Raw genomic sequence first — 16345 nt, 5'->3', positions numbered from 1 at the left:
AACCTCCGCGAATCTCTGTGAATCTCTGTGAATCTCTGCGAAATAACTCGCCCAAACTCAACTCTTAAACAATACTCTCCCCATTTAAATTTGTTGTTAAAACATCACTAAACAAATTAAAAAACGGACGTAATGCCTTAAAACTTTTGTCTACTTCTTCTAAAAAATTAGGCGCTAATACTTCTGCATCTGTAAAATTTCTAGTAGCTACAAAACCTTTTTTACGTAATAAATCGATGTCTTTATGTTCTTTATCAAAACCTCTTGGAGCAGATTTTAATTCATCTCCGCTAAATTTCCCACCAAAGTATTTTACAAATTTCTTATCTTCTAAAATTTCACGAAATTCAAATGCATCCTGTTCTATTTCTTTTCTTAATCGGTACAAATCATCTTTTTCTGGTAGCCAAAAACCACCGCCTAATAAAGTTTCTCCTGGTTTAATTTGTAAAAAATAACCACCGCGTAGTTGTTTTCCTAATCTAGAGAAAGAAACAGCAAATCTTGGATTGTAAGGTGTTTTATCTTTAGAAAAACGAACATCTCTATAAATACGATAAATTTTCATTTTATCAATTTCATCATGTTTTTCTAAATCCGATTGTATTTCTAAAAATAATTCTTTTAGATTTTTTTGATGCTTTACAAAAGTAGGTTTGTGCTCTGTAAACCATTCTCTATTATTATTTTCTTGTAAATCTTTTAAAAACTGAAAGCTCGATTTTTCGAATTGCATTTTGATCTTATTATTTAGGTTTTCAATGTACAAATTATTCTATAAATGGAAATTATAAAACCGTAAATTTGAAGAAATAATGACACATCAAAAAACAAAAGACATTCAGAAAAGATATGAGGGCTTTTTACAAACTCCTTGTTTGTGGAATGGCAATACTATTTATGGCTTACACCAATTTATAATTGAACCAAAATCATCAAAAATTGATATAGACATCAATGAAAAACTGCGTTTAGGAAAATACATAGAACGTTTTGTTTCTTATCAACTAAAACAAGAAGAATCGATTTCTATTATTTGTGAAAACATCCAAATTCAACGAGAAAAAATTACTTTAGGTGAATTGGATTGTATTCTTCTACAAGATAAAAAACCTATTCATTTAGAAGTTATTTACAAATTCTATTTATATGATGCTTCAGTTGGTAAATCTGAAATTGAACATTTTATTGGTCCGAATAGAAAAGATTCTCTTGTTGAAAAATTAGATAAATTAAAAGACAAACAATTGCCTCTTCTCTACTCTAATGAATGCAACAATTATTTGAAATCCATCCATTTAAATGTATCAGATATAAAACAACAAGTCTATTTTAAAGGGCAATTATTTGTTCCTTTTTCTAATAAAGAACATCAGTTAACAGTATTTAATCCAAATTGTATTGCTGGTTTTTACATCAACAAAAACGAATTAGAAAAGTTTAAAAATTGCAAGTTTTTTATCCCAAATAAAAAAGACTGGATTGTGATTCCTCATAAAAATGTAGCCTGGTTAAATTTTGAAGAAATCCACCTTATTGTTAAGGAATATTATCAAAGAAAATTCTCACCACTTTGCTGGATGAAAAAGCAAAATGGCGAGATTTTAAAAATATTTTTAGTTTGGTGGTAGCTAATTTTTATTTATAATATCTCCAGAACCAACGGATTTACTTTTAACATCTGTAGGATTTCCTTTATAATAGACACTACCAGAGCCCACTAATTTTGCTTTAATTTTAGACTTTACCGTTGTTTTAATACTTCCAGAACCGGCAACATTAGCGTATACTTCATTCGTTTGCAAACCATAAGCCTTAATACTTCCAGAACCGGCAATTGAGCATGTTAATTCGTTAGACTTCCCTTCTATATTTATATTTCCAGAACCTCCAACTGAAGCATTTACACTGTCTGCATCCACTTTAATAGTAATACTTCCAGAGCCACCGATACTTACTTTAAAATGGTTCTCTTTTATTAAAGAAGCACTTGATATATTACCAGAACCACCCAAAGCAACACTTTCTATTTGCTCATAAGAAACGGTAACAACCACTCTTTTTGTGGTACTGATATTGGTGTTATTCTTATACTTAATTTTTAAAATATCATCAGAAACTTCTGTTTCTATTAGTGGAATTATGTTCTCTTCTCCTTGTATTGTTATTTCACCTTCTTTTCCTTTTACAAGAATTACATCAAAAGATCCACCGGCAGAAATACCGTTAAAATTAGAAGTGGTTCTTGTTATAGTAACCACATTTCCGTTTCCTTTTACCCTACTACTATTTCCGAACCAACTTTGTGCATTTACCGCAAAGGTGATTGTTAAAATTAAACTGGTTAAAATTATTTTTTTGTTCATCTTATTTGTTTTTGGTTGATTTATCTTTATTTTATATTAACACCTCCGTACTGAGACTTAATTTTAAGTTTGGAATTGGTTTTTCCTTTTCCAAATTTACCTTCATAATATTTTTCGGTAGCCTTAGAAATACTTTTATAAAATGTTATATTCTCATCACTCCTACTAAAACCGGCATATTGTAAATCGATCTCAAATTCGAAAACAGCATTGGGATCTACCCCTATTCTTACCCCAGCATATTCAGCATCAATATCTACGTTTTCGAAACCTTTAGCTAAGTTTTTAACAGTTAAAGATCCATAATCCGTTTCTATAAATAAGTGTTTCTTTACCGTACCAAAATGCATACTTACATAGTCAGAATTTCCTTTTACACTCTCTACCTCATCAATAGAAAGAGAACCATAATCACAATTAAAATCTACTCTTAGAGCCTTTTCTAATTTTATATTTGAATAATCGGCAACCACTCTAACGCTCTCTGAATTTTCTATGTTTAGTTTTGAATAATCAATATTTACCTCACCATCTTTCATATAATGAATACTAGAACTTGTAGCGTAATTTAACCTGATATCATTATCTTTTGAAGACAAATTTCCAATAGAAATCTTACCATAATCGCAACTAATAACTGCTTTACCCTCTAAGTTATCTAAATAAATATTACCATAATCATTATTCAAATCTACCGCATTAGACTTTGGCATTTTTACCACATAATTAATTTTGTAATTAATAGCGTTACTCTTCTTCCACCAAGACCAAGTACTTTTTTTATTTTCAATTATTGTTCTAGCTTCTACTAATTCAGAATTGGCGTTAAACGCAACACCTATAGTCGTAAGTTTATCTTCAACATCATCTAAATCATCACCTTGTATAGTAATAGTAACTTCAATTTCCACACTATTTTTATCCCAAGTAGTAATATTTAAATTACCATATTTATTATTAAGTACAACTTTAGCATCCGCATTTACAGCAAAAACTTTTTTAATAACCTTGTTTTTTTCATGCCTCTTTTTACCGTTATTAGCACTGGCCAATAGAGGTATTAAAAGAAGCAATAAGGTAATTTTATATATAGATTTCATCGTTTAGTAAATTAGGTTTCTTAATCTGTTCTATTTGTTTTAGTGTATTCTCTAAAACATCCAAACGTTGTTGATAATTTCTAATCATTGCACTAATAATTTTTCTTTGCTTGCCATTATTATTTAAATCTTTAATAAAAACGGCATATTGCACTTCTAATTTTTCTAATTGGACTAACGCATTTTCAATGATCCTTTCCGTTTCTAAACTTCTATTTTTCTCTACGGTCTTTAATTCTTGTCTTATGGCCGAAACAAAATAATTTTGTACTTCTTCCATTTTAGGAGAAACATCTGCCAAATCTAATTGTCTTTTTTGATGACTGCTGCCCAACCAAAACCCAAATATTAAAACTACGGATGCAGCTACGGATAACCATTTCCAAGAAGTTTTAGGCTTGGTCTTCGTCTTATTTAGTTTATGTTCAAAACGTTCTAAATGGCCAGCATGTGGTTCTTGAAAGTCGAATTCATTTTCAGAAAAAAATTGATTTAATTTATCTTCCATACGCTTGTGCTTTACTATTCTCTGCAAGTAATACTTGCTTTAATTTCTTTTTTGCTCTAGAAACGGTTGTTCTCACATTTTCGTTCGAGTAGTCTAAAATCTGAGAAATTTCTTCATAATCATACCCCTCTATTAAATGTAAGGTTAACACCAAACGGTAGTTTTCTTTTAAACTTTGCAAACAACTCAATACATTTTTTACTTTTAAACCTGTATAATCAATCGTTTCTTCTTCAACTTCATCATCAAGAATTACGTCCATTTTCACTTCTTGATACCTGTTATTTTTCTTTAATTGCGTTAAACTTTTATTAATTACTATTCTTTTTAACCACGCTCCAAAAGTAACTTCACCCTTATAACTATCCATCTTTGTAAAAACCGTTAAAAACGCTTCTTGCATAATATCTTCCGCTTCAAAATTATCTTTTAAAATACGATATGCAGTATTGTACATGGCTTGGTAATACCCTTTGTACAAATCTAACTGTGCATTTTTATCTGACTTTTTGCAGCGTTTTATAAGGTTGGTTATATGTGGTTGATTAGCTTCCAATAAAACGTTTCTATTATAGAGACAAAACTGTTTTTAATTTGTGACAGTTTTCAAAAATAAAAATACTCTTTTTTTAACAGAGATTCCTTTTATGATATTTGTTGTTACATTTGATTCTAAATAATTATGTTTTTAAATTTCTATGGATAAAAAAACAAAGAAACCTTGGCCAACAAAAGATGCTATGGATCAGGTTTATAAAATGAATCTCTGGGGAAGTAATAATTCTGAGTTTTATTCTGGCTCTGGCTCTCATCAACCAGAAATAATAGCACCTTATATAGAAACTATTAGCTCTTTTTTAACTTCTTTTAAAAATCCAATTACAGTTTTAGATTTGGGATGTGGAGATTTTAACATTGGTAAAAACTTTGTAAAATATACTGATAATTATGTGGCTGTAGATATTGTATCAGAATTGATAAAATATAATCAAGAAAACTTTAAAACGGATAATTTAAAGTTTGAATGTTTAGATATTGCTGTTGATGATTTACCAAAAGCAGACTGTGTTATTTTAAGACAAGTTTTACAACATTTATCAAACACAGAAGTACAAAGAGTAACACAGAAACTAGCAAATTATAAATATGTAATTCTTACAGAACACATTCCTGCAGGAAGTTTTATTCCAAATAAAGATATTATTTCCGGACAAGGAATAAGAATAAAAAAACAAAGCGGAATTGACTTATTAACAACTCCTTTTCATTTGAAAATTAAAGAAGAAAAAGAATTATTGACTTATACTTTAGAAGATGGTAAGGGCATTATTGTTACCACGCTTTATACTATTTTTTAGGTTAATAATCTTGCTCCAAAACTTCAGTAGGAATATGTGATTTCAAGTTTAAGTCTCTAATCATTTCTAGACTCAATTTTCTTTTTTTGTTTAAAACTTCATAATTAACCGATAATTATTTTCTTTTATATTAAATACTGCGCTATTATCTTTTAAAATACTAGCACTTGGGTATTCTCTTTTTAATTCATTTAGAGATTCCCAGTTAGATCTTTCGGTTTCTCTGTACCATGCGGTAAGTTGCTGTTCAGCATCTGAATGTTTTAACCAAAAATCTCTTAAAGGTCGTTTTGCAATAACTCGCACACACTATTTTATTTATGCAAATACAAACAAAGTTCCCGAAACGGTATTTTTTTAAATAAAAATTTGTCCTATCACTAAATTGAATCTCAACTATTTTAACCTTGGCACAACAATTGTTTTTATATATTAGACTTCAAGTAAATTAATTATTACATTCTTGATTATCAATAAATTAAAAACAACAAATTGATATTGATTTTATACTATTTAAAAATCAATGTCAGTATGACAGAGATATAACACATGAGCAAACCAAAAATAATGCATTTAGACAATATGTCGCTACATAGTATGTTGAATGAAGATTCTGAATTAATACCGTTAATGACTCCAGAAGATGAGGAGATTATTAACAAGGAAAGTGTTCCAGAAATTTTAGCCATTTTACCTTTAAGAAACACCGTATTGTTTCCGGGAGTTGTAATTCCTATTACAGCCGGTAGAGATGCTTCTATTCAATTAATAAAAGACGCAAACAAGGGCGATAAAGTAATTGGTGTTGTTGCACAAAGAAATGAAGACGAAGAAGAACCAACTTTAAAAGACATCCATACAACTGGTGTTGTTGCACAAATTTTACGTGTTTTAAAAATGCCAGATGGTAACACAACCGTTATCATTCAAGGTAAAAAACGTTTCGAAATTGATGCTATTGTTCAAGACAAACCGTATTTAAAAGCAACGGTAAAAGAAGCTATTGAAGACAGAAGTGTTGATGATGAAAAAGAATTTGAAGCAATTATAGAATCTATTAAAGAACAAGCTTTAGAGGTAATTAAAGAAAACCCAATGTTACCTAGTGAAGCTTCTTTTGCAATTAAAAACATAAAATCAGATTCGTTTTTGGTGAATTTTATTTCATCGAACATGGATTTATCTGTAGCTCAAAAACAAGTAATTTTAGAAAAAGATAATCTAAAAGAGCGTGCCTTGTTAGCTTTAAAAAACCTAAATAAAGAGCTTCAGAAGTTAAAATTACGTAATGATATTCAGTCTAAAACACGTGAAGATTTAGACCAACAACAACGTGAGTATTATTTAAATCAGCAGTTAAAAACCATTCAAGATGAATTAGGTGGTGTTTCTAATGACGAAGAGTTAGAAGAAATGCGCAAGCAGGCTAAAACTAAAAAATGGGGCAAAGAAGTTGGTGAAACTTTTGAAAAAGAGTTGAATCGCTTAAAAAGAATGAACCCACAAGCTGCGGAATATGGTGTTCAGAGAAGCTATTTAGAATTATTACTAGAGTTACCTTGGGGCATCTACTCTGAAGATAAATTCGACTTAAAATTTGCAACTAAAGTTTTAAATAGAGACCATTTTGGTTTAGAAGAAGTAAAAGAAAGAATTATAGAACACTTAGCCGTTTTAAAGTTAAGGGGAGATATGAAATCGCCAATTATCTGTTTATACGGACCTCCAGGAGTTGGTAAAACTTCTTTAGGAAAATCTGTTGCAGAGGCATTAGGTCGTAAATATGTCCGTATGTCTTTAGGTGGTTTGCGTGATGAAGCAGAAATTAGAGGACACAGAAAGACCTATATTGGTGCTATGCCAGGGCGATTAATTCAGAATATTAAAAAAGCAGGAACATCGAATCCCGTTTTTGTTTTAGATGAAATTGACAAACTAAGCAATAGCCATCAAGGAGATCCTTCTTCTGCCATGTTAGAAGTTTTAGATCCGGAACAAAATGAATCTTTTTACGACAATTATTTAGAAGTTGGTTATGATTTATCTAAAGTACTTTTTATCGCAACTGCAAATAACTTAGGTCAAATTCCTTGGGCATTGCGCGATAGAATGGAAATTATAAATGTTTCTGGATATACCATTGAAGAAAAAATAGAAATTGCCAAAAGACATTTATTACCAAAACAATTAAAAGAACACGGTTTAACAACTGCACATTTAAAGTTAGGTAAAAAACAATTAGAGCAAATTGTAGAAGGTTATACACGTGAATCTGGTGTACGTGGTTTAGAAAAGAAAATTGCCAAAGTAGTTCGATTCGCTGCAAAATCTATCGCTTTAGAAGAAGAATATGATATTGCTATTTCATCAGAAAAAATAGAAAATATTTTAGGAACACCAAGATTTAGAGATAAATTTGAGAACAATGATGTTGCTGGTGTAGTTACCGGTTTAGCTTGGACAAGCGTAGGTGGAGATATTTTATTTATAGAATCTATTTTATCTAAAGGAAAAGGAAACCTTTCTATTACAGGTAATTTAGGAACCGTAATGAAAGAATCTGCTACCATTGCTTTACAATACATTAAATCAAATGCAGAAGAATTAGGTATTAAGCAAGAGGTTTTAGAAAAATACAATGTACACATTCACGTACCTGAAGGTGCAACTCCAAAAGACGGACCAAGTGCAGGTATAACCATGTTAACCTCTTTGGTTTCTTCTTTTACACAACGTAAAATTAAAAATAAATTAGCCATGACTGGCGAAATTACTTTACGAGGAAAAGTGTTGCCTGTTGGCGGAATTAAAGAAAAAATATTAGCGGCTAAAAGAGCAAATATTAAAGAAATAATTCTGTGTAAAGAAAATGAAAAAGACATTTTAGAAATAAAAGAAAGCTACTTAAAGGGCATGACTTTTCATTATGTAACAGAAATGAAAGAAGTAATAGAATTAGCGCTTACAAAACAAAAAGTAAAGAATGCTAAGAAGTTAGGCTAATTAAAAAAGCTTAAATAAGTAGAAAAAGCCTTCTTAATACTGAAACAGATTCAGTATTAAGAAGGCTTTTTCTATTAAAATTATTGCGTTAAATTTTACTTTTTCCTATAAAGTCCTTCTAATTTTCGCATATTATTAACACGATAAAAATTAATTGGAAATCACTTTTTTATACCTTCGTTTACTATTCTTTAATAAAAATAAACTTATGAAATTTTTGATGAATTTTTCTGCCTTTTTATTACTAATTGGTGGATTTACAAACCATGTTGTTGCCCAAGAAAATACGCAACTAAACAAAGAACAAAAATCAACTTTTAACAAGTACGAAGCCTTCAGTCCTCTTTTTATGACAGACCAGGTAAATGGTTTTCATAGTGCTACAGGAAACCCAGGATCAGAATATTGGCAAAATAGGGCAAATTATAAAATTAAAGCTACGTTAGATACAATTCACCAAAAAATAGACGGTAGTGTAACTATTAAATATATTAATAACAGCCCTTATAATCTAGAATTTCTTTGGTTGCAATTAGATCAAAATACCTTTAAAAAAGAATCTCGTGGTTCTGCATTATACCCTGCAAATGACCGTAACGGCGTACATACGTATACAAATGGATACGAATTAAAAAATGTGGCTATTAAAATGGACAGAGGCAGTAAGCAGAAAGCAGATTATATAGTCTCTGATTCTCGTCTACAAATCCGATTACCAGAAACCCTGAAAGCAAAAGGAAAAGATATGGAAATTACCATCAATTATTCTTTTGATATTCCAGAGCACGGAAAAGACCGTATGGGAAGAGTACTTACAAAAAATGGTTGGATTTATACTTTAGCCCAATGGTACCCTAGAATGGAAGTAATGGATGAAGTAGATGGATGGAATACCCTACCCTATTTAGGTACCGGTGAATTTTACCTAGATTATGGAGATTTTGATTATGAAATTACAGCTCCTGCAGATATGATTGTAGTAGGTTCTGGATTGCTACAAAACCCGAAAGAAGTATTAACCCAATACGAGCAAAAACAATTAGAAAAAGCACAAAAAAGTGATAAAACAGTGAGTATTCAATCTGTAAAACAAATGTTAGACAGGGCAGATCATCACAAAGCAGATAAAAATGGCATGTTAACATGGCACTTTAAAATTGAACAAAGTAGAGATATTTCTTGGGCAGCTTCTAATGCCTTTATTTGGGATGCTGCAAAAATTAATTTACCAAAAGGAAAAACAGCTTTAGCACAATCTCTTTATCCTGTAGAAAACTCAGGAATAGATGGTTATGGCAGATCTACTGAATATATAAAAAATTCTATTGAATTGTATTCTAACAAATGGTTTTCATACACCTATCCTGTTGCTACAAATGTTGGCGCTCATGAAGGCGGAATGGAATATCCAGGAATTGTATTCTGTAATTATAAAAGCAAAGGAGAGAATCTTTGGGGCGTAATTAATCACGAATTTGGTCATAACTGGTTTCCAATGGTTGTAGGTTCTAATGAGCGTAAATTTGCTTGGATGGATGAAGGTTTTAATACTTTTATTAACGATGTTGATACCAAAGAATTTAACAATGGAGAATATTATCATACCGCAGATTTACAAAGTATGGGAATTCGTCTTTTTAACGAGCAATTAGATCCTGTTTTTACGGTGCCAGATGTAATTCATAATCAAGGTAATTTGGGTGTAGAAGCCTATTACAAACCGAGTACAGCTTTACAAATATTAAGAAACACAGTGCTTGGGCAAGATCGTTTTGATTATGCTTTTAAAACCTACATTAAAAGATGGGCTTTTAAACATCCTACTCCATGGGACTTTTTTAACACCATGAATAGTGCGGCAGGAGAAGATCTTACTTGGTTTTGGAAAGGTTGGTTTATGAACAATTGGAAACTAGATCAGGCTGTAGAAGGTGTAAAATATGTAAAAGGAGATCCTAAAAACGGGGCACTCATTACTCTTTTAAATAAAAATAAAATGGCAATGCCAGTAACCTTAAAAATTACTGAAGCAAACAATACCACAAAAACAGTAAAATTACCCGTAGAAGTTTGGATGACTGGGCCAGAATATGTGTATAATTATGAGTCTACTACTAAAATTATATCGGTAGAAATAGATCCTAATCACGAAGTACCAGACTTAAACCCTGCTAATAACACTTTAACCGTACTGTTAGATGCTCCTGCAGGAATTACTGCTAAAAGTGTAATAAACAACTATATTCAAACTATTGGCGGACAAAATAAATTGGCGAATGTGAAGGATATTGCTACAAGTATGAATACCAATATTCAGGGAACAGCAATTAAAATTGAAACCATGAAAAAGGATTCTAATAAATATTTTATGTCAATTTCTATTCCTGCTTCAAATCAAGTTTTTGTAAAATATGTTGTAAACGGAGACCAAGTATCTGCAATGAGTAACGGTGTAGTGCAGCCACTAGACACAAAACAAAAACAAGTAATTTTAAAAGAAGTCGTAATTTTTCCAGAATTAGAATATGTTCAAAAAGGTTATAAAACGGAACTTTTAGGAGTGCAAGTAACCAACGGAGAACAATTGTATGTTGTTAAAATAACAAGTCCAAATGGAGATGTTAGTAAAAATTATTACAATGTTACTTCTGGACTAAAATACAAGCACGAAGCGCTAGGAAAAACAGGTAACTCAATTACTGAATACGCTGATTACAAAACAGTAGACGGAATTAAAATTCCATTTACACAAACTTCTAATAATTTTGGACAAAATATAGAAATGAAAATCACAGAAATAAAGATTAATAAAGGCATTGCCGATTCTAATTTTAAATAAATATTTATTTTTTTATTTTCTGCAATGCAAGAATAACAAATTTTAAGGAAACCAATAAATCTCCCTTTAAACAAGCCTCTAATACACTGAAAATCATTCAGTATTAGAGGCTTTTTTTATACCTTTTCCTAAACTTTATTTTCTTTCTTAATTTGTTAAATTTTTATAGTTCGTTCCAATTTAGCATAGTAAATTTGCCGAAAATGGATTTTATAGCTCTTTATTTATAAGTCAATTATTACATTAATAACCTTTATAAATATTCTTTAAATTATCCACAAAAAATATAGTAGAACATTAAATTTAGGCAACATAAAAGCTTTTAAGAATGCTTTTATGTTTTTTTTTGATACTGCCCCCAAATTAATATTACATGACCATTACTTCAGAAAAACATACAAATAAAAACAGAATCACTACTGCATTATTACTTGCCGCCGGAACGGGAAGTCGCCTTTTTCCTATAACAAAAGACGCACCAAAATGTTTAACTTTAGTCAGTGAAAAATCGATGTTAGCGCGTTTGGTAACCAATTTAACAGCACAAGGTTTTACGCGCCTAGTAATTGTAACAGGTTACAAACAAGAATGTATTGTAGACTTTTTGGGCAACCAAATAGATGGTTTAAATATTGAGTATGTACACAGTCCGTTATACAAAACTACCAATAATATTTATTCACTTTGGATGGCTCGTAAAAGCATCCAAGAACCTTTTGTTCTCATAGAAAGCGACTTGGTTTTAGATACCTCTTTATTAACCAATATGATGTATCCAGATAGAATTGCCGTTGCCAAAATGCAACCTTGGCTTAACGGAACTACCGTAACTATTAACAATCAAAATAAGGTGATACAGTTTCAAGAAGGCACCACAGAAACATATACAGAAACACGTTATAAGACCGTAAATATTTATAGTTTTTCACTAGAATCTTGGCAAGAAATTACTAAAAAACTGAATCTCTATATTTCTGCAGGAAGCGTAAACTCTTATTACGAAACGGTTTTTACTGTATTGGTAGATGAGAAAAAATTGCAATTAGAAGCTGTTTCTTTCGATGAAAAACCATGGTACGAAGTAGACACAATCCTAGATTTAGCAGAAGCTGAAAAACTGTTTCCTACTGTTACCGAAAAAGAAATTGAATTCGCCTTATATTAAATATTCTTTTTAGAAGCTTTTTCCTGATTGAAATTTATCTTGAGCGAAGTCGAAAGACTATATCTTTTTTTCGTACCTCTAAAAAGGATGCCGTTTCAATCAGGGCTAGACCTACTTGCTAACTATAGTGAAAAACATAAAAACGGATGTAAATTCTATATATGATTGCGAAGTTTATTTCTTTTGTAAACTTCGCAATTTCTTTATAACAACAGATTACTTACTTTTATCTTATTCTACATTCCTTTAAAAGTTTTTATCATTTCTAAAGGAGATTGATGCAATCTACCTGTCGCTTTTTCAAAATCTGAAGGAACCTCATTTGCCCCTTCTTTTATGCCTTCGTAAATTCCGGCAATTACAGTTCCTATAAAATCGCCCAATGCTGCTTTTCGTTCAGCGGCATAAGCATCAACAGAAACAGCATTATAGGTTAAATTAGTTTCATAAACCTGGTTTATTAAAGCAGCTAATTCACTTTGAGTAATTGCTTCTCCAACTAAATTGTAGGTACTACCATTGTGTTTTTCTTCTAAAAGCATTTTTGAGTAGGCAAAACCTAATTCTTCTCTGCTTGTATACATACATTTACCTTCACCTGCACAATTTCTTATTTCACCATCTTTCACATAGGTATCAATATATTCTAAATCCGGTTCAATGTAAATACCGTTTCTTCCAATAACCCAATCCAAACCAGAATTGATAACGTCTTTTTCTGTTTGTCTATTTGTTTGCACAATAGGGCTAAATGCATTGTTTTCTTCTGCACCAACAATACTTGTGTACACTATTTTTTGAACGCCGTTGCTTTTAGCTGCTTCAATTACATTTCTATGTTGTATAATTCTTTTCTTCGGATCATCCATTCCAGAAACTAAAAGAACTGCATCTACTCCTTGCAATGCCTTTTCAAAATCTTCTCGATTGTTATAATCTCCTTTTCTAATTTCTACATCTAAATAGGCTGCTTTTTCAGGTGTACGAGCAATTCCTATTACATTTTCTTTTCCTATCGCTTTAATTAAGTGTCTTACAATCGATGCTCCTAATTTTCCGCTTGCTGATGTTACTGCTATTTTCATAATATCTTTTTAATAGGTTTATTTTAGACTACAAATATCCGAATGTTACTTATTAATCGATAGATACATCTTCGACTAAAAATGGTAAAAGTTAGCTTTTATAAAATGTTTTTTACCGCTGCTGCTATTTGAAGTTCCGCCATATCTATAATATTTCTTTGGTCTGTAGGTTTTAAGATTGACAATTCTGTACAACCAAGAACCACAGGATAATTTTCGCTGTATTTTTTAATCAATTGATGGTATTTATTGATGATTTCTTTGGTTTCCGTAGTATTATAAATATGCTTTCTAACCTCATCTATAAACACCATATCTTCTGAACTTGGAAGCAGGACTTCAATTGAATTTAATTCTAAATAAGAACGGATATAACTGGATTTCATGGAATGTAAAGAACCAAAAAGCACGACTTTTTTAGCATCAATTTCTTTTATTTTTAAAACTGATAAAGGCAACGGATGTAAGATGTTTTTCTGAAGTTCTAAACGGTCTATCGTTTCATGCAATGTAATATTCGGAATTAATAATTCTGCAACGTCTAAGGCTTCAATTTGATCTAAATAGCCTTGTAAAACAGCATCTAATTGCACTGAAGTATTTGGTAAAAGCGGATTTATGGTATCAAAATCTGTGTTTAATAAAAAAAACGGACAAGTACTAAATCCTCCGTTTTTTGCATTATACACCTTATTTAGTTGCTCTAAATAATATAAAGTAGATCTGCTTCCTAATCCTAATATGGCAAGTTGCGTTTTACTCATTTTTAATTTCTAGTTAAAATATAATCTGCAAAATAGGCTTTGCTATCCATAATTTTCGTGTCGATACTAAAATCTGTATTCGCTATAATTTGTTGAATCAATTCATCATTATATTTTCTAGATATTTCCGTATGAATTTTTTCTCCTTTGGTAAAACTATAAGATGTACCGATAGATTTAATGGTTACAGTTTGATTTTCTGTACTAACTATATAACTCTTTGCAATGCCTTCTTTTTCGTCATATTCTGGCTGATGTTCAAATTGATTAAGGTTAAAATCACCACCCAATTCATTGTTGATTCTATCTAATAAATTCAAATTAAACGCCGCAGTTATTCCTTTGCTGTCATCATAAGCCGGAAGCACAATTTCTTTCGATTTTATCAAATCTACGCCTAATAACAATTTATCACCCGGATTTAAATTTGCGCCTAGTTTATAGATAAATTTTGCAGCCTGTTCATCGGTCATATTCCCAATATTAGAACCCAAAAACAAGATAACTTTTGGCTGTTTGCTCTTTTTCAAGGAATCTAAAACTTCAAAATAATCTCCTTGTTGTGTTTTTACAGACAAGTTTGGTATTTCAGTATTTAAATCTTGTTTCAACTGACCTAAAGCATTCGAAGAAATATCAATAGGAAAATAATCGAAATTGTAATTTTGCGTAGTTAAACTTTTTAATAGTTCTTTTGTTTTTAATCCATCTCCAGCGCCTAATTCTATCAATTCAAAATAAGAATCGACTTGCATTTTAAAACTATCTATTAAATCTTTCGTTTTATTTTTGAATATATCTAATTCGCTACGTGTTAAATAATACTCAGGCAAATTCATTATTTCTACAAAAAGGGCATCGCCTTTTTTATCATAAAAATACTTTGAAGAAAGCGTTTTTGGATTGCTTAGAAAACCTTTTTCAACATCATTTCTAAAGGTTTCATTGATCTCTAAACTGCTTGCAAGTCCTTTTTTATCTTTCTTTTTAACGATTTCAATCATATTTATTTTGCTAATCTAATTCCTGTAAATTGCCACCTTTCGGTAGGGTTAAAAAAGTTACGATACGTTGGTCTGCTATGATCTTGAGAAGTTGCTACCGATGCACCTCTCAATACCATTTTATTGCTCATAAATTTTCCATTGTATTCTCCAACCGCTCCATTTTCTTTTTTAAATCTTGGGTAAGGCAAGTAGGCACTATTTGTCCATTCCCAACGTTTTCCCCAATCTAATTTTTGGGCTGCAATTTCCCATTCAAATTCGGTGGGTAGTCGCATTCCTTTCCATTCTGCAAAAGCATTGGCTTCGTAATAATTAATATGACTCAAAATAGCAGCTGTATCTACTTTTTGTATACCTGCAAGCGTGTAAGAATGCCATTCTCCATCAATTTTATGCCAATATAAAGGAGAATTAATTTTGTTTTTATTCACCCAAGACCAACCTTCATCTAACCATAGATTAAAATCTGAATAGGCGCCAGATTCCATAAATTCTATAAAATCGCCATTGGTTACCAAATGATTATCAATTTCAAAATCATCTAGATATACTTTGTGAACGCCCAATTCATTATCGTAACAAAAGTCTGTTCCTTGGTATCCAATTTCGTAAATTCCAGCAATTATTTGTATGCTTTTTGTTGTAGTATTTTTATCTTTTACTAGATTGTACTCACTATTAAAAACTGGAAAAATAGGATTGTGACCTAACATATACTTCACATCAGTTACTAATAATTCTTGATGTTGTTCCTCATGGTTTAACCCCAAAGTAACCAAATCTATTATTTTTTCGTCAGAAAGATCCTTTAAAAAAGCAATCATTTTGGCATCTACATACGCACGATATTCATAGATTTCATTGGTACTTGGCCGAGACATATTACCTCTGTTTGCTTGTAATATTCTAGTACCAACATTGTTGTAATAACTATTAAACAGAAAGTTGAAATCCGCATTAAATTCGGTGTACTCCGCTACGTATTCTTTTAAAATAAAGGTTTCAAAAAACCAAGTAGTATGTGCTAAATGCCATTTTGGGGGGCTGGCAAATAGCACTACTTGAATAGCATAATCTTCTATATTTAGATGATTACAAAAAGTGGTCGTTTTTAATCTTACTTGTTTGTATTTTTCTGCTAATTTCATTT

At 30.9% G+C, this 16345-nt stretch carries 15 protein-coding genes and 1 pseudogene; 5 read left to right on the top strand and 11 right to left on the bottom strand.

Annotation, left to right across the window (positions count from 1 at the left end; genetic code table 11):
* Positions 1 to 64 precede the first annotated feature (64 nt).
* Positions 65 to 736 (bottom strand): DUF2461 domain-containing protein, encoded by a 672-nt coding sequence (locus JOP69_RS01065; protein ID WP_203393716.1) that lies wholly within the window; start codon positions 734 to 736, stop codon positions 65 to 67.
* A gap of 79 nt (positions 737 to 815) precedes the next feature.
* Here JOP69_RS01065 and JOP69_RS01060 point away from each other — a divergent pair, with 79 nt between their 5' ends.
* Positions 816 to 1631 carry a DUF1853 family protein gene (locus JOP69_RS01060; RefSeq protein WP_203393715.1) on the top strand — a complete coding sequence of 272 codons (816 nt, stop codon included), beginning with the start codon at positions 816 to 818 and terminating at the stop codon, positions 1629 to 1631.
* Here the strand turns inward: JOP69_RS01060 and JOP69_RS01055 are convergent, their stop codons facing one another.
* The 4 genes from JOP69_RS01055 to JOP69_RS01040 are packed head-to-tail and all read right to left on the bottom strand — an operon-like array spanning position 1632 to position 4530.
* Positions 1632 to 2366, bottom strand: a complete 735-nt coding sequence (locus JOP69_RS01055) for a head GIN domain-containing protein (RefSeq protein ID WP_203393714.1) — start codon at positions 2364 to 2366, stop codon at positions 1632 to 1634.
* Between the two features lie 26 nt (positions 2367 to 2392).
* The gene (locus JOP69_RS01050; protein WP_203393713.1) at positions 2393 to 3466 is read right to left on the bottom strand and encodes a hypothetical protein; all 1074 of its coding nucleotides are present in this window, start codon (positions 3464 to 3466) and stop codon (positions 2393 to 2395) included.
* Positions 3450 to 3974, bottom strand: coding sequence for a hypothetical protein (locus JOP69_RS01045; protein WP_203393712.1), 525 nt, complete (start codon positions 3972 to 3974; stop codon positions 3450 to 3452). Before JOP69_RS01045 ends, JOP69_RS01050 begins: the two co-directional genes overlap by 17 nt.
* Positions 3964 to 4530 (bottom strand): RNA polymerase sigma factor, encoded by a 567-nt coding sequence (locus JOP69_RS01040; RefSeq protein WP_203393711.1) that lies wholly within the window; start codon positions 4528 to 4530, stop codon positions 3964 to 3966. The genes JOP69_RS01045 and JOP69_RS01040 overlap by 11 nt, the downstream gene beginning before the upstream one ends.
* Before the next feature lie 142 nt (positions 4531 to 4672).
* Here JOP69_RS01040 and JOP69_RS01035 point away from each other — a divergent pair, with 142 nt between their 5' ends.
* Positions 4673 to 5332: a class I SAM-dependent methyltransferase gene (locus tag JOP69_RS01035; protein WP_203393710.1), complete on the top strand. Its 660-nt coding sequence runs from the start codon at positions 4673 to 4675 to the stop codon at positions 5330 to 5332.
* Between the two features lies 1 nt (position 5333).
* Here the strand turns inward: JOP69_RS01035 and JOP69_RS18645 are convergent.
* Positions 5334 to 5432, bottom strand: a pseudogene (locus JOP69_RS18645) (transcriptional regulator); the annotation flags it as partial.
* On the bottom strand, positions 5423 to 5638 hold the full coding sequence (locus JOP69_RS01030; RefSeq protein WP_203393709.1) for a type II toxin-antitoxin system HigB family toxin: 216 nt from the start codon (positions 5636 to 5638) through the stop codon (positions 5423 to 5425). The pseudogene JOP69_RS18645 and the gene JOP69_RS01030, both read right to left, overlap by 10 nt.
* A 243-nt stretch (positions 5639 to 5881) precedes the next feature.
* On the opposite strand from JOP69_RS01030, the gene lon reads away from it, so the two are divergent.
* The 3 genes from lon to JOP69_RS01015 all read left to right on the top strand — a co-directional run bounded on the left by lon (position 5882) and on the right by JOP69_RS01015 (position 12339).
* Positions 5882 to 8335, top strand: a complete 2454-nt coding sequence (gene lon / locus JOP69_RS01025) for an endopeptidase La (protein WP_203393708.1) — start codon at positions 5882 to 5884, stop codon at positions 8333 to 8335.
* Between the two features lie 208 nt (positions 8336 to 8543).
* Positions 8544 to 11174, top strand: coding sequence for a M1 family aminopeptidase (locus JOP69_RS01020; RefSeq protein ID WP_252191158.1), 2631 nt, complete (start codon positions 8544 to 8546; stop codon positions 11172 to 11174).
* A gap of 373 nt (positions 11175 to 11547) precedes the next feature.
* Positions 11548 to 12339, top strand: a complete 792-nt coding sequence (locus JOP69_RS01015; protein ID WP_203393707.1) for a sugar phosphate nucleotidyltransferase — start codon at positions 11548 to 11550, stop codon at positions 12337 to 12339.
* 236 nt (positions 12340 to 12575) lie between these two features.
* Here the strand turns inward: JOP69_RS01015 and JOP69_RS01010 are convergent, their stop codons facing one another.
* From JOP69_RS01010 to egtB, 4 genes are all read right to left on the bottom strand, one after another.
* Positions 12576 to 13424, bottom strand: coding sequence for an SDR family oxidoreductase (locus JOP69_RS01010; protein WP_203393706.1), 849 nt, complete (start codon positions 13422 to 13424; stop codon positions 12576 to 12578).
* A gap of 98 nt (positions 13425 to 13522) precedes the next feature.
* On the bottom strand, positions 13523 to 14188 hold the full coding sequence (locus tag JOP69_RS01005; protein WP_203393705.1) for an aspartate/glutamate racemase family protein: 666 nt from the start codon (positions 14186 to 14188) through the stop codon (positions 13523 to 13525).
* A 2-nt stretch (positions 14189 to 14190) separates the two neighbouring features.
* Positions 14191 to 15192, bottom strand: a complete 1002-nt coding sequence (gene egtD, locus JOP69_RS01000) for an L-histidine N(alpha)-methyltransferase (protein WP_252191157.1) — start codon at positions 15190 to 15192, stop codon at positions 14191 to 14193.
* A 2-nt stretch (positions 15193 to 15194) separates the two neighbouring features.
* Positions 15195 to 16343: an ergothioneine biosynthesis protein EgtB gene (egtB, locus tag JOP69_RS00995; RefSeq protein ID WP_203393704.1), complete on the bottom strand. Its 1149-nt coding sequence runs from the start codon at positions 16341 to 16343 to the stop codon at positions 15195 to 15197.
* Positions 16344 to 16345 lie beyond the last annotated feature (2 nt).

This window comes from Polaribacter sp. Q13 (assembly GCF_016858305.2).
Classification (GTDB): domain Bacteria; phylum Bacteroidota; class Bacteroidia; order Flavobacteriales; family Flavobacteriaceae; genus Polaribacter.
The sequence above is the reverse complement of the archived record's forward strand: the minus strand, read 5'-3'. Positions and strand labels throughout refer to the sequence as shown.